At 31.4% G+C, this 21894-nt stretch carries 15 protein-coding genes; 13 read left to right on the top strand and 2 right to left on the bottom strand.

The genetic code is table 11. The annotated features are described in order from the left end of the window. The first annotated feature begins 3 nt into the window (after window positions 1-3). From C1I91_RS15705 to C1I91_RS15690, 4 genes are all read left to right on the top strand, one after another. Window positions 4-855: an ABC transporter permease gene (locus C1I91_RS15705; RefSeq protein WP_128213705.1), complete on the top strand. Its 852-nt coding sequence runs from the start codon at window positions 4-6 to the stop codon at window positions 853-855. 4 nt (window positions 856-859) lie between these two features. Then, window positions 860-1840, top strand: a complete 981-nt coding sequence (locus C1I91_RS15700) for an ABC transporter ATP-binding protein (protein ID WP_128213704.1) — start codon at window positions 860-862, stop codon at window positions 1838-1840. An 11-nt stretch (window positions 1841-1851) separates the two neighbouring features. Beyond that, window positions 1852-2850, top strand: a complete 999-nt coding sequence (locus C1I91_RS15695; protein WP_128213703.1) for an ABC transporter ATP-binding protein — start codon at window positions 1852-1854, stop codon at window positions 2848-2850. A gap of 569 nt (window positions 2851-3419) precedes the next feature. After that, entirely contained in the window at window positions 3420-4601 is a 1182-nt protein-coding gene (locus tag C1I91_RS15690; RefSeq protein ID WP_128213702.1) for a serine/threonine-protein kinase, read from the top strand. Between the two features lie 115 nt (window positions 4602-4716). Here the strand turns inward: C1I91_RS15690 and C1I91_RS15685 are convergent, their stop codons facing one another. Next, complete coding sequence (locus C1I91_RS15685) at window positions 4717-5574, bottom strand: cation diffusion facilitator family transporter (protein WP_128213701.1); 858 nt, start codon at window positions 5572-5574, stop codon at window positions 4717-4719. Between the two features lie 576 nt (window positions 5575-6150). On the opposite strand from C1I91_RS15685, the gene C1I91_RS15680 reads away from it, so the two are divergent. After that, window positions 6151-7101, top strand: a complete 951-nt coding sequence (locus C1I91_RS15680) for an alpha/beta hydrolase (protein ID WP_128213700.1) — start codon at window positions 6151-6153, stop codon at window positions 7099-7101. Between the two features lie 407 nt (window positions 7102-7508). On the opposite strand, the gene C1I91_RS15675 is transcribed toward C1I91_RS15680, so the two are convergent. After that, window positions 7509-8468, bottom strand: coding sequence for an alpha/beta fold hydrolase (locus tag C1I91_RS15675; RefSeq protein ID WP_128213699.1), 960 nt, complete (start codon window positions 8466-8468; stop codon window positions 7509-7511). A gap of 307 nt (window positions 8469-8775) precedes the next feature. Between C1I91_RS15675 and C1I91_RS15670 the strand changes: the two genes are divergently transcribed. From C1I91_RS15670 to C1I91_RS15630, 8 genes are all read left to right on the top strand, one after another. Next, on the top strand, window positions 8776-9207 hold the full coding sequence (locus tag C1I91_RS15670; RefSeq protein ID WP_128213698.1) for a MarR family winged helix-turn-helix transcriptional regulator: 432 nt from the start codon (window positions 8776-8778) through the stop codon (window positions 9205-9207). 97 nt (window positions 9208-9304) lie between these two features. After that, on the top strand, window positions 9305-11044 hold the full coding sequence (locus tag C1I91_RS15665) for an ABC transporter ATP-binding protein (protein WP_128213697.1): 1740 nt from the start codon (window positions 9305-9307) through the stop codon (window positions 11042-11044). A gap of 31 nt (window positions 11045-11075) precedes the next feature. After that, entirely contained in the window at window positions 11076-12950 is a 1875-nt protein-coding gene (locus C1I91_RS15660) for an ABC transporter ATP-binding protein (protein ID WP_128216013.1), read from the top strand. 405 nt (window positions 12951-13355) lie between these two features. After that, entirely contained in the window at window positions 13356-14075 is a 720-nt protein-coding gene (locus C1I91_RS15655; RefSeq protein ID WP_128213696.1) for a nitroreductase family protein, read from the top strand. Window positions 14076-14383: 308 nt separating this feature from the next. After that, window positions 14384-17383, top strand: coding sequence for an exonuclease domain-containing protein (locus tag C1I91_RS15650; RefSeq protein ID WP_128213695.1), 3000 nt, complete (start codon window positions 14384-14386; stop codon window positions 17381-17383). A 309-nt stretch (window positions 17384-17692) separates the two neighbouring features. Beyond that, window positions 17693-18397 (top strand): histidine phosphatase family protein, encoded by a 705-nt coding sequence (locus C1I91_RS15645; protein WP_128213694.1) that lies wholly within the window; start codon window positions 17693-17695, stop codon window positions 18395-18397. A gap of 605 nt (window positions 18398-19002) precedes the next feature. Beyond that, window positions 19003-19329 carry an ArsR/SmtB family transcription factor gene (locus tag C1I91_RS15635; RefSeq protein WP_128213693.1) on the top strand — a complete coding sequence of 109 codons (327 nt, stop codon included), beginning with the start codon at window positions 19003-19005 and terminating at the stop codon, window positions 19327-19329. Between the two features lie 131 nt (window positions 19330-19460). Next, entirely contained in the window at window positions 19461-21809 is a 2349-nt protein-coding gene (locus C1I91_RS15630) for a YhgE/Pip domain-containing protein (protein WP_164880553.1), read from the top strand. Window positions 21810-21894 lie beyond the last annotated feature (85 nt).

The following is a 21894-nucleotide window of genomic DNA, read 5'->3' as shown; positions in this document are numbered from 1 at the left end:
GCTATGAAAAGCATAAGATTAAAGAACGTTATAGATGAATTAAAAGGTAATAAAAGTGCTTTGTTTTCAGTAGCTTTTCTAGCTTTCATAATATTAATTTCTATATTCGCATTTTTACTACCAATGGACCCTGATGCAACAAATACAGCAATTATATTGCAAACTCCAAGCTCAAGCCATATATTTGGAACTGATGAACTTGGAAGAGATTATTTAGCAAGAACTATTTATGGTGGTAGAGTATCACTTATTGTTGGAATTCTTGCTATGCTTATCTCTACAAGTATAGGTATTGGAGTTGGTACAATAAGTGGTTATTTTGGAGGGAAGATAGATAACTTACTGATGAGATTTGTTGATATAATATCCTCAATTCCTTGGATGATACTTGTTACTGTAGTAAGTATATTTTTAAAACCAGGTTTTCAAGCAATAATTATAGTAATTGGATTGTTCTCATGGATGGAGACAGCAAGATTAGTACGTGCAGAGACTCTTTCCGTAAAGCAAAGGGAGTATGTACTATATGCAAATTCCATTGGAGAATCCTCGAAGAATATAATTTTTAGACACATTATACCAAGTGTATTTCCTACAATAATAATAGCTTCAACTTCAAGTATCGCAAATGCTATAATGACTGAATCTTCCTTAAGCTTTTTAGGTTTAGGAATTCAGCAGCCAATGTCTTCTTGGGGAAACTTATTACAAAATGCTCAAACTAATCTGCAAAATGCTCCATACATGGCTATTTTACCAGGGGTACTTATAATTTTAACCATATACTCCTTTAATAAATTAGGCAATGTATTAAGAGTATTTGCTGAACCAAGAACTTCAGGGGGTGGAAAATAACATTATGAAGGAAGAAAAGCTTCTTAAGGTTGAGAACTTAAAAACAACCTTTTATAATAAAGATAAAAGGATACAAGCAGTAAGAGGGGTAAGCTTTCAGGTTAATACTGGAGATATACTTGGTATTGTTGGAGAGTCAGGCAGCGGGAAAAGTGTTCTTATGAGGTCTGTAATGAAGATTCTTCAGGAAAATGCTAAGATTGACTCTGGTGAAATCAACTTTGAAGGAAAAGATATACTAAAACTTTCTCCTAAAGAAATGAGAAAAATTAATGGTAAGGAAATGGCTATGATCTTTCAAGACCCTATGACAGCCTTAAATCCATTAAAAAAAGTTGGAGACCATATTGTTGAGATATTGGTTAGGCATAAGGGTGTAAGTAAAAAGGAAGCAAGAGAACTAGCTGTTGGACTACTAAAAGATGTAGGAATTCCTATGCCTGAAAAGAGAATAAATCAATATCCTCATGAGTTTAGTGGTGGTATGAGACAAAGAGTTTTAATAGCAATGGCACTTGCTTGCAAGCCTAAGCTACTAATTGCTGATGAACCTACCACAGCACTGGACGTAACTATTCAAGCACAAATACTGGAGCTTTTAAAAGCTCTTAAAGAAGATAATGATATGTCTATTATACTAATCACTCATGATCTTGGGGTGGTAGCAAATATTTGCAATAGGATTGCTGTTATGTACGGCGGCTTGATAATGGAAGAGGGGCTTACAGAAGAGATATTTTATGAGACTAAGCATCCTTATACAAAGGCCTTATTAAATTCTATACCGAAGGTAGAAGGAGAAGAAAAGATAAGACTAAAACCTATTCAGGGTTCTGCGCCTTCTTTACTAAATCCACCTAAAGGATGTCCTTTCGCAGAAAGATGTCAGTATGCTGAAGAAAGATGTTTTAATGAGATGCCAAGTTATAAGGAACATTCAAAAACACATAGATCTATGTGCTTTTTATCAGAAAAGAACCTATAGTAAGGAGGATTATGGTGAATAACTCTGAAGAGATATTAATAGAAGTAAAAGACTTAAAAAAACATTTTCCTGTAAAAAACGGTCTTATAGGAGGCAGTAAAAAAGTTGTAAAGGCAGTAGATGGAGTTTCCTTTCAAATAAGAAAAGGAGAGACCTTTGGATTGGTAGGAGAGTCAGGTTGTGGTAAATCTACTCTTGGAAGGTCTATAACCAGACTTTATGATATAACAGATGGTGATATATTCTTTGAAGGCAATAATATATCCAAGCTTAATAAGAAAGATATGAAAGAATACCGTAAGAGGATGCAGATTATTTTTCAAGATCCGTATTCTTCACTTAATCCCAATATGACGGTTGAAGAACTAATCAGTGAGCCGCTGCTCTTACATACTAAGCTCAATAAAGAAGAAAGAACAAAGAAAATTGAAAGTTTACTTGAGATGGTTGGGCTTAAGAAAAGCGACATGGAAAAGTTCCCTCATGAATTCAGTGGTGGACAGTGTCAAAGAATAGGTATTGCCAGAGCTATTTCAACTGAACCAGACTTTATACTTTGCGATGAACCTATTTCAGCTTTAGATGTTTCTATTCAAGCTCAGGTAGTTAATATGCTTGAAGATCTACAAAAGAAAATGGGACTTACTTATCTATTTGTAGCTCATGACTTATCTATGGTAAGACATATATCAGATAGAATTGGAGTAATGTACCTGGGTAACATAGTAGAGATATCTGAAAGTAATAATCTTTACAATAATCCGCTGCATCCATATACAAAAGCTCTTCTATCAGCAATACCAGTAGCGGACCCTAATAAAGCAAAATTATCAGAAAGACAAGTAATTGAGGGAGACATTCCAAGTCCAATGGACATACCTTCAGGCTGCAGATTTCATACTAGATGTCCTTATGCTAAGCCTATATGTAAAAAAGTATCCCCTGAAATGATAGAGATTGAAAAGGGCCACTCTGTAGCATGCCACCTATATTTAAATAAAAATGATTAGTATACTTGTGCTAGGTATAAAAACACTAATGAAGGATTTCGTTAGTGTTTTTATATTTTGCTGTTAGGTAAAGCGTAAATTCTTTTATCATCTAATCCTAGTAATATCAATCAAGTCTTTAAAGTAGTAGTTTAGAGTAAACAGAAAAATAACTTAATTAAACGAGTACATTTTATAATAATGAATTATTATAAAATTATACCCCCTAAAAAATACTAATTCTATACGTAAAATATATAAGTGATAAAAAGCTAAAGTCATATTAAGTTTATTAATATAGGAATATTATAGATTATTGCTGAAATTAATTATTTATACAGTAGATAAAGATGTAGCCTATTAAAGTGATATTTTCAAATTTACTATAGATTTAAAATATTCTACTAAGATGTTAATAAATTCAACAAGAAATTAGTATACTACAAAGGTATATAGATTTTTAACTATTATATGTTAGTTTTATTGATTTATATATTTACTTTGAATTGGTACATCTACATATACTTAGTTTCAGCTAATATTCTAGCATTAAATATAATATTATAATAAGGATTTATACGGGGGAAACTATGCTAGCTACAGGATATATTTTAGATAATAAATATAAAATAATAAAGCTTCTTGGTAAGGGAGGTATGGGTACTGTTTATTTATGTGAAAATATAAGACTTAACAACCTTTGGGCCATAAAAGAAACCAAGAGAAATGATAAATTAGATATGAATCTTTTATCGGAAGCTAACATACTAAAAAAGCTTAATCATCCAGGTATTCCTAGAGTTGTAGATGTATTTTATGAAAATGATTTTGTTTATATGGTGGAAGATTATGTAGAAGGGCAAACATTATTTGATTATATAAATAGCAAGGATATAAGTGACTTAGAAGGTATTGTAGCTATAACACTTCAGGTCTGTGATATAATTAAATACTTGCATAGTTTTACACCAGCTATCATATATAGAGACCTAAAGCCTTCTAATATTATGATTACTAAGGAAAACAGCATTAACCTAATTGATTTTGGAATTTCAAGGATTTACAAGTTTGACAAGGATACAGATACTGTTTTAATGGGGTCAAGTGGATATGCTGCACCTGAACAGCATGGGTCGATGCAATCTTGTATGCAAACTGATATTTATGGTATTGGAATGGTAATGTATTTTATGGTAACAAAAAAAGTGCCTTTTAGCGGTGCAGAACCATTAATAGATGAGAATTATGGAAATGCTATTAGCCGAAAGCTAGTAAAGATAATACAAAAGTGTGTTCAAGTAAATATCAAAGATAGATATTCTTCTGTATTAGAGCTAAAAAATGAGTTAGTAGAATTAACTAATGAGCATTATTATGACAAGACTGCGGTTATACAAAATAATGATACAACTGTAATTGAGGAAATAAAAAAAACTAAATCAAAGAAAATCAATAAATTCATTATAGCTATTCCATTGTTAGTGATATTAATTTTAACATCGCTATATTTTCTAAATCAACACGAAAATAAGCTTAATGACTCTAAGCTTATTGATAATGCCACAAGTGTTGATAATTCTAATAATAAAGCTCAAGAAACTAAAGCTTCTAAGGAGCAAACAACGGACAGTCCTTCAAAGGAGCCTGAAGCAAATACTGATAATCAAAAGAAAGATGGTTCTACAAATGTTACAGAGCAGCAGAACTCAAATAACGCTCAAGCCCTTTATAATACCCAGAAAGGGAAGGGGCATAGTAAAAAGAAAAAATAAAAAGGTCGCTTAAGCGGCCTTTTTCAGTGAACTTATTTTGAGCATGTCTACTATCGTTTCTCATTTACAGCCTCTCTATATAGAGGTGATTAAGGTATATTATAGTATATAGATCTTATTCTGGGGATTCTAAGTGTATCATAATTTGGGTGTATCTTAATGACTGTTCTATATCATATTCAATTTTATTGCATATATCATGGGCAGCTTTTATTGAAGTATTGTCGTCAAAAACTAAATGCATTTCTACATATTTTATTCTCCCAGCTTTTCTTGTTTTAAGATCATGATAGTTACAAAATAAAGATGAATATTTATTTATAATATTTTTGATAACTTCAATTTCTTCATTTGATAGTTTTACATCTAAAAGAGGATTAAATGCCGTAATTAGTAAAGCAAAAGCTTCTCTTAATATAAACAATGCAACTAAAATTGCAACTATTGGATCTAAGTAATTAAGCTTAGTTATCCAAATAAAAAGTAATCCAATGCCAACACCTAAGGAAGTGTATACATCAGTTCGTAAGTGAAGAGCATCTGCTTCTAATGCAATTGAGTCCTCTTCTTTTGCAACTTTATATAGTTCTTTAGATACAATAAAGTTTACAACTGAAGCGAAAAACATAACTAGGAATCCAATCCCAACATTATCAACATCTTTGTAATGAATTAGTTTTTTTATGGATTCAGCAATTATCAAAAATGCTGCGCCAAAGATAAGTAATGCTTCTATTACTCCAGAAATATTTTCAACTTTACCATGGCCGTAAGGATGAAGCTCGTCTGCTGGTTTATCAGAAATTTTTACAGAAAAGAAAGCTATAATTGCAGCAAGTAAATCCATAGTTGAATGAATAGCCTCAGAAATTATGCTTACAGAACCGGTAAAAATTCCAACAGTTAATTTTAGCACTATTAAAATTGAATTTGACATAAGAGATAACCTAGCTACTTTTACTTTATTGTTCATTTAAGATACCTCCAAATATACTTAAGAATCTTATCAAGTGATAAATACATTAACTATATGATATACCATATATAAGTGAAAATCAATGATTAAGTGTTATTAGTTATTTTCAATTGATAATGAGCTGTATTATTGATATAGAATATGAATCATTAGTAACTACTATATTTGTACTGAGTCTTTATAGCTATTCAATAAATATATAATTGAGATTAATTTCTACATGATCAATCTTATAGTGCATTAAAATCATTGAAATCATAAAAATTATTAGGAGAGTATCAACTAAATCATTATAAAAAATTTAATTCTTTGTGCAAATCCATTCAAATATCTGACGATTTGACACATAATTTAAGTAAGGTATTGTTATATAGTTTTAATATTAAGTATTGTAAATTGGCTAGTTACTGAATTAAAGATTGGTAACAAATTATTCTATCTTCATAGATATTTTGTTTGGAGTTAGACATATCTATAGCTTATAATAAATAAGTAACTAATTTATTAATATCTATAATATTGGTATAAATTATTACTACATATTGACGGGGTGAAAGTAGGGGGATAAATTAAATGAAGAAAAAACACATAATTATAATAACTTCTGTTATAGTTGTATTGCTATTGGGAGCAGATATTTTTGCTAGTTTCTTTTTCTATAACTTAGCAATAGGAAGGAACAGTAAGGATTTTCTTAACAAAAGTAGTGATTTGCCTGCTTCAAACACAGGTGCAAAACCTAAGATAAGCAGTGGTGAACAATGGATTAATGATACAGGATATGAAACTGTTAGTATAAAGACAGAGGATGGACTTAACTTAGTAGGGTATTACATTAAAGCTAAGACTACTACTAATAAAACTGCTATAATAGCCCATGGTTATGGCTCTAGAGGTAAGGGAATGGGAGACTATGCTAAAATATACTATGATTTAGGTTATAATGTTTTAATGCCAGATGATCGTGGACATGGTGCCAGTGAAGGAAAGTATATCGGTTTTGGTTGGCCAGATCGTAAGGATTACTTAAAATGGATAAATCTGATGATTGAAAAGGTTGGAAAGAATTCTGAAATTCTTCTTCATGGTGTTTCTATGGGTGGAGCAACGGTAATGATGGTAAGTGGAGAAAATCTTCCTACCCAGGTAAAGGTTATAGTTGAAGACTGCGGATATACATCTGTTAAAGATCAATTAGAGTATGAGCTTAAAAGAATGTACAAGCTTCCTACTTTTCCTATAATTCCATCCACTAGTTTATTGACTGAGATTAAAGCAGGTTATAACTTTAGTGAAGCATCTGCAATAAAGCAAGTAGAAAAGGCCAAGGTACCAATGCTCTTTATACATGGAGGCAACGATACTTTTGTTCCTACAGAAATGGTTCACAAAGTATATGATGCTTGCAAGACTGATAAAGATCTTCTTATAGTTGATGGGGCAACGCATGCAGCATCCTTAGCTAAGGACCCATATACCTATAAAAAGAAGGTAGAAGAGTTCGTGGGTAAATATATAAAATAGTAGTGGTAAGTTGATAATTTGAACGAATTTTTAAAAATAAACTAATTTAAAGAAAATCATGCATAGCAAGGGTATTAACATTACATTCTCATGGAATGTAGTATACCCCTTATATGCATGATTTTTTCATATAAATAATCTAATAAAAATTAGAACAAATAGATTTATTGGTTTGAATATGTTTAAGAGAATAAATAGGTTAGAGCTGGAGTTCTCGTATAAGTTGATTGGTAAGAGTTCCATTTATAAAGTATATATGATAATAAAAATCATATGAAACTTGAATAAACCATATGCTTAAATACTGAAATTTTTAATAAATATAGGCTTGCTTAATTTCATATAGAACTTTAAGATAGCCTAAGTATAATATTTAGTGGTATATTGTACTGTAATAAACTTAATCTTTATTTGTGATTCTTTAGCATTTCTTCAATAGCATCTAATACATATTGTGGTTGCAGCAAATGGATATAATGTGTAGTATTAGGTACAAAAGTTAGCTTTGAGTAATTTGAAGAAGCAAGCCACTCTTGTCCATGTCTAGCACGCATCTCATTATATTCAGGTCCTTGTCCTGAATCAGCTGCCATTAGAATTGTCAATGGAATGTTTCTTAGAACATCTCCAGAATTTTTAGCTTGCAGTTCGCTAAGTAATATTTCATCTAAAGTTCCATCTGTTTTTGAAAATTGATTTTTAAATAAGTCTACAAGTGAAGGTTGGTATTGCTTTGCCCAGTTAATGGCGTCTCCAACTATATTTTTATTTGAAGGCTCAACCATAACTATCCCAGCAACTTCTTTAGGATATAATTTTGCAAACTCTAATACATCTAAACTACCTATTGAATGAGATACCAAAATATATGGAGCCTTTACTTTTGAAGCTTTTAGCAAGCTATGTAAATTTCTTGCCTTATCAATTGCAGTTTTTCCATGACCATAGTTATAAATTGAGCTATTATATGGTATTAGGCCTCCATTCAGTAGAGTATCTTCATCATTTTTGTTTAGATCAGGTCTATTTACAGTATCATCGCTTTTACCTATACCAGCTCTATCATAAGTCAAAGTTTTAGCGTATTTAGCTATAATCGGTTGTATCTTTCCCCAGTTTTCTAATGCTGAGCCATCAGTACTTCCATCGGTAGTAAGAATGCCGTCACCATATCCTGACTCGAATACAACAGATGCTTTGCCTTTACCTTCAATTCTTGCATTAAGTTTAATATCCCCTATAGTGTACCTTTTTTCTGTGACCTTCAAATCCTTGCTTTTTGCTAGGGCTGTACTTGAGTAAGCACCTATGCTTAATGTCATAGACAAACAAACAGTAATGACTTTTTTTAGATAATTTTTATGCATTTTAAAACCTCCTATTAATTAAATATACAGCATATATGATACCTTATTGTATCATATAAGGAAATGGTTAGTTTTAATTACCTATTATTCCATGAAGTTAGTTAGATATTGAGATGTTATAAATACAAGTTTTTAGATTATTGTTAAATTGAATTAATAATAAAAATATATAACTATACAGTTATGTATCAAATAAATTCTAGCAATCCTTAAGTAGGCAATAAATACTTATAATATTGACAATTATATAAAAGGAATCTATACTAAATAATAGTTAGATACCTAACAAAACTTTAGGAGAATTATTATGGATAGAGATGCACATATAGGAAGAATTGTTACTATTTTTGCAAACAGAATTAATAGAAGAATAGGTAGTGAGGCTTCAAAATTTGGTATAACAGGAACTCAGGGAAGAATACTTGGTTTTCTATATCATGAGTCAAAAAACAGGGATATTTTTCAGAAGGATATAGAAGAAGAATTAAACATAAGAAGGTCATCGGTAACTAGTATTTTGCAGTTGATGGAGAAGGATGGATACATAAAAAGAGTAAGTGTAGCAGAAGATGCTAGACTTAAAAAGATAATTCTTACTGAGAAGGGATTAGAGATTCAAGAAAATGTTTATAATTTTATTCTTAAATTTGAGCAGTCTTTAATTGATCAGTTAGATGATGACGAGGCTGAAATATTAATTAAGTTATTAAACCGATTATCAGATAAAATTGCAGACTAAATTTAGACAATAAATATAATTACATAAATAATAGAAAAAGCTATTGTAGCTTTTTTTTATAATAATAGTTAGAAATCTAACAATAGGAGGGATGAACATGATAAAAAAATTAGTTAGTTATGTAGGCGAATTTAAAAAAGACTCTATCTTAACGCCTCTCTTTGTAACCTTAGAGGTTGCTATGGAAGTAATTATTCCATTACTTATGTCTTGGATAATAGATAAGGGAATTGGAAAAGGAGATATAAGCTATGTTTGTGTTATTGGGACAGTAATGATAATAGCGTCCTTCTTAGCGCTTACCTTTGGCTTCTTATCAGGAAAATATGGAGCCAGTGCTTCTACAGGTTTTGCAAGGAATTTGAGAAAAGCAATGTATTACAACATTCAGGATTATTCATTTTCCAATATAGACAAGTATTCTACTGCAGGTTTAGTTACTAGGTTAACCACAGATGTGACTAATGTACAAAATGCATATCAGATGGTAATAAGAATGTTCGCTAGAGCGCCAATTATGCTTATTTCAGCTATGTTTATGTGCTTTTATATCAACTCTAAGCTTTCCTTAATATTCTTAGGAGCCATAGTTTTTTTAGGAATCTTATTATACTTTATTATGACGAAAGCACATCCTTATTTTTTACAGGTATTTAAAAAGTATGATGCCTTAAATGCTAGTGTTCAAGAGAATTTAACTGGTATACGTGCAGTGAAAGCCTATGTGAGAGAAGAGCATGAGGTAAGTAAATTTTATAAGGCATCAGAAACTTTATACAAGTATTTTATGAGAGCAGAAAAGGTTATTATACTTAACGCCCCTGCCATGCAGTTTTCAGTATATGCATGTATTCTCCTGCTTTCTTGGCTTGGTGCAAAGATGATAGTTTCTAAGTCTATGACTACAGGTGAGCTTATGAGCTTATTTACCTATACCACCAATATATTAATGAGTCTTATGATAATATCTATGGTTTTCGTTATGGTTATAATGTCTAAGTCTTCTGCAGAAAGAATATTAGAAGTTTTAGAAGAGAAAAGTGATCTAACAAACTGTGAAAGCCCTACTTACGAAGTTAAAGATGGATCAATAGCTTTCAATAACGTTAGCTTTAGTTACAACAATGATACTAATAATTTAGTGTTAGAAAACATAAATCTTTCTATTAATTCTGGTGAGACCATAGGTATAATAGGTGGAACCGGTAGTGCTAAATCAACATTAGTTCAGCTTATTCCAAGACTTTATGATGTAACAGAAGGGAATGTTTTGGTTGGTGGAGTTGATGTAAGAAACTATGATATAGAGACTTTAAGAGACAAGGTTTCAATGGTGCTTCAGAAAAACGTGCTTTTTTCTGGTACTATAAAGGAAAATTTGAGATGGGGAAATAAGAATGCTACAGAGGAAGAAGTGATAGAAGCCTGCAGACAAGCACAAGCAGAGGAATTTATAGAAACTCTACCTAATAAATATGATACCTTCATTGAACAAGGTGGTACAAATGTTTCAGGTGGACAAAAGCAAAGGCTATGTATTGCAAGGGCCTTATTAAAGAAACCTAAGATACTTATTTTAGATGACTCCACTAGTGCTGTTGACACTAAAACTGATGCACTTATAAGAAAAGCATTTAAAGAAACCATACCTAATACCACAAAAATAATTATTGCTCAGAGAATTTCTTCAATACAAGAAGCTGATAAGATAATTGTACTTAATGATGGAAAAATAGACGGTATGGGAACTCATGAAGAGTTGCTTTTATCAAACAACATATACCGTGAAGTATATGAATCTCAAGTGAAAGGAGCTGAAACCGTTGAGTCAAAATAATAATGAAAGCAAAAATACTAGCAGCACTACTATGAAAAATAAAAGAAAAGGAATTTCTCTAAAAACTCTAAAGAGATTATTAGTTTATGTTCTTAAGGAATATAAATTATTATTTTCCTTAGTAACCATAGCAATTATAATGAGTTCCATTTCAAATGTTGTTGGAACCTTATTCTTGAGAAACTTAATTGATGATTACATCGCTCCATTACTTAAAAGTTCAGAAAGAAATTTTGTACCATTGCTAAAAGCAATTACCACAATGGCTGCAATTTATGGTATAGGTGTTTTATCAACTTACGCATATAGCCGTATGATGATTATTATATCTCAGGGATCACTAAAAAAGCTTAGGGATGATATGTTTACCCATATGGAAACTTTGCCTATAAAGTTTTTTGATACCCATGCTCATGGAGATATTATGAGCTTATACACAAATGATACAGATGCCTTAAGACAAATGATAAGTCAAGGTATTCCTCAACTTTTATCAGCTTTTATCACTGTTGTAAGCATATTTTTTTCTATGATATTTATAAGCATACCACTTACCTTTATTGAAATACTAACTATAATAGCAATAGTCTATGCTACAAAGATAATTGGGGCAAAAAGCGGAAAGTATTTTGGTCTTCAACAGAAGGATTTAGGAGCTGTTAATGGATATATAGAAGAGATGATGGAAGGCCAAAAGGTAGTAAAAGTTTTTTGTCATGAGGAAGAAGCTAAAAATGATTTCGATAAATTAAATGATATGCTTTTTAATAGTGCTAATAACGCTAACAAGTATGCTAATGTTCTAATGCCAATCATGGGCAACATCGGCTATATAAGCTATGTACTTATAGCTATTTTCGGTGCAATCCTAGCAATTAGCTCTTTTGGTGGACTAACCTTAGGTGGATTGGCTTCCTTTTTACAGCTGACAAGAAGTCTTAGTCAGACCACAAGTCAAATGGCTCAGCAGTTCAATTTTGTAATTATGGCTTTGGCAGGAGCTGAGCGTATATTCAATCTTTTAGATGAAGAAAAAGAAGTGGATGAAGGTTATGTATCCCTTGTCAATGTAGAGAAAGATAAGGCTGGTAGTATACAAGAATGTAAGAATCCTACTGGTATGTGGGCTTGGAAACACCCTCATTCTGATGGTACTTTAGAGTATACACAATTGCTTGGTGAAGTTATATTTGATGACGTAGATTTTGGATATAGTGATGAAAAGATAATACTTCATAACATAAAGCTTTACGCTAAACCAGGTCAGAAGATAGCCTTTGTTGGTGCAACTGGTGCCGGAAAAACAACAATAACCAATTTAATTAATAGATTCTATGATATCCAAGATGGAAAAATAAGATATGATGGAATAAATGTAAATAAGATTAGAAAGGGCGATCTGAGAAGATCACTAGGCGTAGTTCTTCAAGATGCCCATTTATTTACTGGAACAGTAGCTGACAATATTAGATATGGAAAGTTAGATGCCACAGATGAAGAAGTTTATGCTGCTGCAAAGCTAGCCAATGCTCATGGATTTATTAAGCATTTACCTAACGGTTATGACACTGTACTTACAGGTGACGGTGGAAGTCTATCTCAAGGGCAAAGACAGTTACTTACTATAGCTAGAGCAGCTATTGCTGATCCTCCAGTGTTAATACTTGATGAGGCAACCTCGAGCATTGATACTAGAACTGAAGCTATTGTTCAAGAGGGTATGGATAAGCTTATGGAAGGTAGAACAGTATTCGTAATTGCCCATAGACTTTCTACGGTTAAGAATTCAGATGTTATCATGGTGTTAGAGCAAGGTAGAATCATTGAAAGAGGAAGTCATGAGGATCTAATTGAACAAAAAGGTAAGTACTATCAGCTATATACAGGAGCATTTGAACTGTCATAACTTAGCAAATAGTTTCATTAAGTAAAAGCATACTCATATAGGTTAATAGAAGAGATGTAAAGAAATATAATAGAAGAACTTGAATCATTATTTTTCGAAGCTCTCCGGTACTAGGGATTTTTTTGCACGAATAAATCCCTAGTTGACTAAACTTGTATATACAACTATAATTCAGTTATATGATTAATTGTTTGCAATTTAATTTATATAAGTTTTATTCAGATGTATTGAAGGAATAACCTTTGAAACATATAATTAATGCAGTAACTTGAATAAAACTCATGTAAAATTGCATACAATGACTTATTGTAAATAAAATATAAATAGAGAAGTACCACTTCATATTAAAATCTATGTTTTCAAATAGAACTGGTACATCTTTATATGAATTAATAGGAGTGTAAAATGGATAATTTGCAAGCAATTGATAAAAGAATATCTAGAAGAAGTTACTTATCTACCCCAATATCTAAAGATAAGGTTGATACTTTAGAAAGGTTTATAGCTGAATATAATAAGCAAGGAAACATTTCTATACAGTTTATAGAAGATGGAAGTGAAGCCTTTAATGGCTTAAGTAAAAGCTATGGAATGTTTTCTGGAGTGAAAGCTTTATTTGCCCTAGTAGGAAAAGCAGATGATCCTAACTTAAGAGAAAAACTTGGTTATTATGGTGAGCTATTAGTGTTAGAAGCTACTAAATTGGATCTTGGAACATGCTGGGTAGGTGGTACTTTTGACAAAAAAACACCAATAGTCACTGTAAAGGAAGATGAAGCTTTAGTTTGTGTTATACCTGTTGGTAATGTAAAAGAAGACAAAACTATTAAGGAAAAGCTTATATATAAATTATCTCATCGTAAAACAAAGGAAGTTCAAGAGTTTTACTCAGCAGACGGCGAAGTTCCCAATTGGTTTGTTGAAGGTATAAAGGCAGTACAAAAGGCACCTTCAGCTATGAACACTCAGAAGGTTAAGTTTAACTATTCCAATAATACAGTAACTGCATCTATAGAAGATACCTATGTGTTTGATCTTGTAGACCTTGGTATAGCTAAAGCTCATTTTTCTTTGGCTTCTAAAGGTAACTTTGAATTTGGAAACCCAGGTAAGTTTACTAAATAACAATGTAGAAAATTCGCTAAATATATATTATTTAGCGAATTTTTTTGCGCATATGCCTTTATGAATGTATTATTAGGAAAATCTTGCAGGAGACAACATATTGAAAGCTTTAATAGGTTAATAAGTTTTGATTTTTACTATAAAGGCAACTCACCAAAAATTCACTTGTTTCATATCTAGCTTCAAGTTATAATTAAATAGTTTTTAAATATGTATCATCTCAATCAGAATATTTAAATTTATTATGAAGTGATACATCTACATAAAATTAATTTGATAGTTTTAATTTAGAGCACTGGAGAGAAAATATGGAACCTTATAGTATATTAAATAACGTAATATTTTTAGATATTGAAACTACAGGTATAGATCCTGAAAGGGACACTATCATAGAAATTGGTGCTGTAAAGATAAAGAATAATGATATAACCAGGTTTAGTTCCTTGGTAAATCCTAATAGGACTGTTCCTCTTAATATATTGGATCTCTGTAAGGATATGACTCAAGCTGAATTAGACAAAGCTCCACAGTTAGATGTAGTTATGAGAGAATTAAAAGCTTTTATAGAAGATATGCCTATTATATGCCATAATGCTGCTTTTGAACAAAGCTTTTTGGACATTGATAATGAATTCTTAGATTCCTTAGAACTAGTTGCAATTCTGTTTCCAGAGCTGCAAGAGTTTAATCTTCAGTATTTGATTAATAGGTTTTTAAAAGGATCAATAGAAGAGAAACATAGAGGACTAAGCGATTCAGAAGATACTATTAAAGTTCTTAATATGGTTATAAGCACGTTTTATCTAGAAAGTGGTTTTACTTTGCCAATGACTATTGTAGAGCTAGAGCACTGGAAATGGTATAGATTTTTGACTAACATTAATATGGATTATGTTAAGTACTTTATAGATAATTCTTATATAGAACCTAATAATGAGACAAAGCAAAAAGCATATCCTGTATTTGCACTAAAGGATTATGAAAAGTTATTTGACAATAAAGAGATATGGACTAGAAATGGGAGAGGCTATAAACTGAGACCTCAGCAAAGGGATGCTTCTAAGTTTATTAGAGAGGGTTTACAAAATAGTAAATTCACAATCATGGAAGCCCCTACAGGTCTTGGAAAAAGTTTGGCTTATCTTCTACCTGCTACTATATATTCCTATTTAAATAATGAAAAAGTGATTATATCAACTAATACTAAAAGCTTACAAAGTCAATTGGTAGATAAAGATATACCGAACCTTTTAAAGTCGCTTAACCTAAAAGATGATGTAAGCTATGATTTGATAAAGGGTAAAAGTAATTACTTGTGTTTTGATAGATTCGAAGATATAGACTATCCTACGGATATTAATACTCTCCTTGGTTATATATATCTAAAGAGACTTATAACTGAAAAAGGCTTAGGAGACATTGAAGACATAAACTACGGTATTAAAGAAAAACTAAAGCTTAATAACCTTTTAGAACAATGCTTTTGTGATGCAGAGCTTTGTGATATAGAGAGTTGCAGTTATAGAGAAAGATGCTACTATGCATCTAAAGTAGAGGCTCTAAGGGAGTCAAAACTGGTGGTGGTCAATCATTCATTATTATTAAAGTGGCCTTATCAAAATGTAGCTCCACTTGAAAACATAATAATTGATGAGGCCCATAACCTTACACAAGAGGCCTATGACGCTTTTGAAAGTTCACTTATTTCTTACGAGTTCGAGAAATTTTTAAAAGAAATATATAATAGTAAAGAAAAAACAGGCTATCTTTACTACTTATCCTTAAGAGCAAAAGATAAGAATCTGCCACTAAAGGAGATTGAAGCGGATATCCACCAGTGTATTACTCAAATTTTTAATGTCAAAACTGCTTTTGAGAACTATATAAATCACTCAGGCATTAGTAAAGATTATAATATTAAGGAACATCTTAAAAAGAGTAATCCTAACACTGAGCATATAGTTAAAGCCTTGACCTTCTTAAAAGAAGATGTATCGTCACTTAATTTATATTTAGATAAATGCGCCTCGGTTTTAAAAGAAATAAAAGCACTTGAAAAGGATAAGAGACTTAAGGTTTTAACTGAAAAGGTTGAAGTAATAGGCAATTATATTAGGTTAATTGAAGATATTATCTTACAGAATAAAGAAGATTATTGCTTTTATTTTGAAGTTGATAAGAACCTAAATTGGTGGAGAATTTGTAGTATTCCTTTAGATGTATCTGGTGATTTTTATGATAAGATACTCAATGGAGCAAAAAGTTGTCTTTTTATTTCAGCCACTTTAAGTACAGACAATGGATACAACAATTTGAAAAACTCCTTAGGTATAAACATAGCTAAGTCTCAAAATAAAGAAATAGTTGAGGTCCCTCCTATTAATCCGGTTTTTGATTATAAAGGAAAGAGTGCGGTGTATGCTATAGAAAATATAGATCCAAACGACATAGGTTCTTTTGCTGAAGAAATGAAAAACTTTGTTCTGAAGCTACTTCATAACATAGAAGGGAATATCATAATACTATTCACCAGCAGAAAAAGATTAGAGGCTTTTAAAAACGAAAGTTTAGATTCATTTTCTTCCTTAGGCATAAGACTGGTGGAAGGTAAGAAAGATATAGTAAAGCTTAAGTCAAGAGATAATAGGTATATCCTTCTAGGTTCTAAAGGATACTTTGAAGGTATAGATATACCTGGAGATTCTATGACTACGGTGATCTTAGATAAGGTACCTAACATTAATAGTAAAGAACCTTTCTACAAATCATTAGTTGAAAATAGTATTGAAAAAGGAAAAAGCTATTGGCAGGCATACGCAAACATTAACTTTCCAATCGTATCCATAGATTTAAAACAAATTTATGGAAGAATTATAAGAACTGAGTATGATTATGGAGCACTTTTTATTATGAGCAAGTTTGACAGTACTAACTCTACTGTAAGAAAGCTTGAAAAGCAGCTTCATGGAGTTCCTATAATAAGAAAGGATGACGATGAAATATTCAAGGACTTGAAGAGAAGAACTCAGAGATGGAAGCAAATTAACCTATACAAGATAATGAAGGAAGTCAAAGAAACCATAAAAAATGATCTGAAGGAATGCAAAACTTCAATCAAGCTTGATGATCCTGGAAAAGTAGAGGAGTTCGTTAATGTCTTCTTTAAAGAGGAGTATGAGAAGAGAAATCTACAATACGATGTCCATATAAGTTTAATTCATGGAGTACATATATTTATAGCAGATAAAGAGATAAACCTTGGAAAAAGTAAAAAAGATATTGTTGCTTATTTTGACGATATTTTATGAAGATAATTAATTATTAAAAAGCACCTGTAATATATTTTACAGGTGCTTTTTGTCTTACACTTAGTAATACAATTTAGACATTACGTAGAAAGTTCCTTCTAGTAGTTATTAAAATATTTCAAAGTACAGAGATGAAAAAAGTTATTTTCAGATTTTGAAAACAAAAGGTAATAGCTTACATTTGTTAAATCGATTATAATTAATATAGAGATATTTTAAAAAATCTTTTATTAAAAGCATCAATACCTAAGGGTAAGAATATATATTTTAGTTAGATGAATTTTTAGTATGGGTGATAGGAGTGAAGTAATGAGTAAGGTAACATTATATTTAATGAGACACGGACAAACTATAATTAATAAAGCTGAAAGAGTTCAAGGCTGGTGTGACGGCGTACTTACTGAAGAAGGAATAGAAGTTGCTGAAAATGTAGCATATGCCCTTAGAGATATTGAGTTTAAGGCTGTTTATAGCAGTGATCTCGGACGAGCTATAAAGACTGCTAGAATAGTATTGAAGGAAAATAGAAATTCAGAGAATGTGGAGCTGATAGAATTACCTGAGTTGAGAGAAGTATACTTTGGCAAGTACGAAGGTGAAAAAGAAATCATAATGATGAATGACATACTAAGGCATTTAAATTTAAAAGAAATTGAAGAAATTTTTAAATTCTCAGACTCAGGAAGAGCTTTTACTGATAGTTGTGCAGCCCTAGATGAAACAGGAAAAGCAGAAAATTATGATCAAGTTATAGAGAGAATAATGAAAGCCGTAAAATTAATATGCACTAAGGCTGAAGACAATGGTGGAGGAAATGTTCTTGTTGTAGTTCACGGGGGAATACTTATGAACTTACTGGAGAATTTGGACAAGAATTTAGAGCTTACTGGAATTGACAACTCAAGTATTTCATTAGTTGAGTATGAGAATGGTAGCTTTAAGGTAGTTTCAGTAAATGATATGAGTTATTATAAAAACGGGTTAGAAATAAGAAAGACTCTAAAAACATTATAACATGTTATAAAATTCGGTTTTATTAAAATACCCTGTTGAAGTTAAGTTGGCAGTCTTTCGATGCTTTAATGAGCTTTCGAAAAAAATTAATATGACATAGCCTAAAATTAAATACTATATTAGTAGAAGTGGCATATGGTAGAGATTAAGTATTTTTTTAAATGCTTATGTTTTAATATAGTGTTGAAATATAGCCACAAAAAAATGCAGGTGGAGTTGTCCACCTATAATTCTCAATAAAAGAATATTATGAATTAATTTGTACTAATCCTGAAATATTTCCATAAGTCTTTCAGGATTGCTTAACCTATTGAATCCAAATTTTGTATAAAATTCATGTGCATCTTTTGTGGCAAGACACCAACGCCTTAAATTTTGCAAATCTGGATATTTAAAAACACATCCAATAAAAACTCGTTGCTATGTTAATTTCTACGACTTTAGCACTCTTCCTAATTAGGACTTAACGTCGGTTTTAATAAAGTAAATAAAAAAAATATAATGTAATTGTCTACATTATAATTAGTATATTGACAGTAAAAATTAAAAAATATATTATAGTATTAGTTTAAAAGATTAAACCAATCAACTAATAGGAGGTAGGTATGAGTAATAAAGAGAGCAAAGAAAAAATACTAGATCAATTTAGACTGTGTATTCCATATTTTAATGTTTTATCCGATGAAAATAGACAGAGCATAATAATGCTGTTGGCAGAAGAAGAGGAAGGTCTTAATGTAAATAAAATTACTGAAGGTATCCCACTTTCTAGACCTGCTATTTCACATCACTTAAAGATATTAAAGCAAGCAGGATTTGTAGGAATAAAGAAGATAGGAACAGAAAATTTTTATTTTTTAACACTAAAAAAACCTATAGAAGAAATTGAACAACTTCTACATTTTATCGAAGGTACTTGTCATTTTAGATAAATTTTTTATCTTATTGGTTTAACTGATTAAACGAATGAACTTATAATAAACATTACTCATATTATCTCTTAATTATAGAAGCTTTATCTTTAATGATAAGTACACGTACTAAGGTTAAGGGAGGTAAAAAGATGAATTCTAAGAATAAACCAAGTAGCAAAAAATCTTTATTTATTATTTTATCTATAGCAGTCGCAGCCGTAATGTTTATACCAATGCTTTATTCTTCTATTTACCTTGGAGCTTTTTGGGATCCATATGGTAGACTTGACAACGTTCCTGTTGCTTTTGTAAATAATGACAAGTCAGTTACAAAGGATAATAAAGAATATGCAGTAGGTAAGGAACTTGAGAAAAATCTAAAAAGCAATGATAAGGTAGCATGGAAGTTTGTAAGTTATGATGAGGCTAAAAGAGGAGTCCAGGGTGCAGATTATTATGCAATGATTGAAATACCAGAGGATTTTTCACAAAAAATTGCAGATTCTCAAGATGGAAAGTTTAGCACTCCTGAGGTAATTTATGAGGCAAACAAGGGTAGAAACTTTGTTTTCTCACAAATTTCTGAAAAGGTAGCTGAAAGCATAAAGACTGAGTTAAGTTCAAACATACAAAAGGAAGTTTCAAAGGCATTAGTTGATAGCTTATATGATGTGAAAGTTTCTTTAAAGGATGCTGGTGATGGTGCCTCAAAGCTTCAGGATGGTACTCAGAAGCTTTTAGATGGTAGCAAGACTTTAGCTGATGGACTTGGGACTGCTGCTAATGGCTCAAGCCAACTTAGAGATGGATTAAAGCAGGCAAGTGATGGTGCTTCTAATCTTCAAAATGGTACTAAACAATTGTTAGATGGTAGTACTACTTTATCAAATGGTTTAGGAACTGCTGCTAGTGGTTCAAATGATCTAAAAGCAGGACTTAATACATTAGCAAATGGTGAAAGTCAAATAGTTGATGGTTCTGGAAAATTAGTTGATGGTCTTAATACCTTAAAACAAGGATTAACTGCTAAGAATGATCAGTTACCTTTACTAGTAAGTGGAGCAGCTCAGTTAAGTGAAAAAACTAGTGAGCTAGCACAAAAAACTTCAGCTTTAAATTATGATAACTTTAGCGCCTTAGCTAACGGAGCAAAACAGACTGAACAAGCAGTTAGTAATGCCAATGCTGTTATAGATAATAAGTTGCTGTCTGATTTAAATACTAATAATTTAACTCCTCAAGATATTGCAAAGTTACAAGCTGTAATTGGTACAGTTCAGAAGGTTGATACAGTAAATAAAACAGCTAATATTGGTGCACATCTTTCAGCTATGGCTGAGGCTGTAAAGCCATTACCTAGTTCAATGCAGCTATTGAGTCAAGGGGCAAGCAATCTTTCAAAGGGAGTAAACCAACTTGTTAGTGGGCTTGCAGATACTCAAGGTAAAGCAGCAACAGGAGTAGATCAGCTTCTTACTGGAGCAAAAGCAATTCAAAGTGGTAGTACTGCTTTGAAAGCTGGCTTAAGCACAGCGGCAGAAAAAACTGGTGAACTTTCTAATGGTTTAGGTCAATTAAGTTCAGGATCTGTTTCATTACAGGCTGGATTAAAAGCAGCTAACGATGGAACAGCTACTCTTAAGGATGGGTTAAGTACTGCAGCTACTAAAACTGGAGAGTTGGCAGATGGACTTAATAAGTTAAGTACAGGGTCAGTTACTTTAAAGGATGGCTTAAATGATGCAAATGACGGTGCATTTAAGCTGAAGGATGGTTTGAACAGTGGCTACGTTAAGATGAATGATAACCTTAAGTTTAACTCAGATAATATGTCAAAGTTTGTATCAGAACCAGTTGATTTGAAGGATAGTTCTATAAATGGAGTTAAATACTACGGAGAAGGACTTGCACCATACTTCGTTTGTTTATCTCTATGGCTTGGATCTATGTTTATAAATCTTATTTTATCAATTTCTAAGAAATTAAAGGTTACTGATAACAAATTTGTTACAAGCTTTGGCGGAAAATTACTTATTGGTGCATCTTTGGCAACCCTACAAGCACTGATTTTAAGCTTTGCTTTGGTAAAAGGATTAAAAATTGATGCAACGAGTATATCAAGTTTCTATGTTAGCAATATATTCATAGCTATTGTATTCTTCAGCGTAATGTATGGAGTTTCATATGCAATAGGTATAATAGGTACACCAATAATGTTTATAGTATTCTTACTACAATTGTCTTCTTCCGGTGGAACTTTCCCTATAGAAACAGCTCCAGCATTTTATAGAGCTGTAGGACAAGTTTTCCCAATGACCTATGCTATCAGCACTCTAAGAATGATAATAGGTGGTATTAATTCATCATTATTACATAAAAATCTAATAATACTAGTAAGCTTCATGGGAGCTTTCTTAGTTGGTGGATATGTGGTTAGAGCTATTATAAATGTAACAAAGAAAACTGATGATGACATGGAAGAGTTAAAGGCAGCATAGATAACTTTTAATTAACACTTATTTTAAAGTTATAGAAGGCAATTATATAAATATATAGTAAAAGGGGCTGTCGTGCTAAATAATT

The sequence above is a fragment of the Clostridium manihotivorum genome (assembly GCF_004015185.1).
Lineage (GTDB): Bacteria > Bacillota > Clostridia > Clostridiales > Clostridiaceae > Clostridium_AR > Clostridium_AR manihotivorum.
Note: the sequence above shows the minus strand (reverse complement) of the source record. Positions and strands in the feature narration are given on the sequence as shown.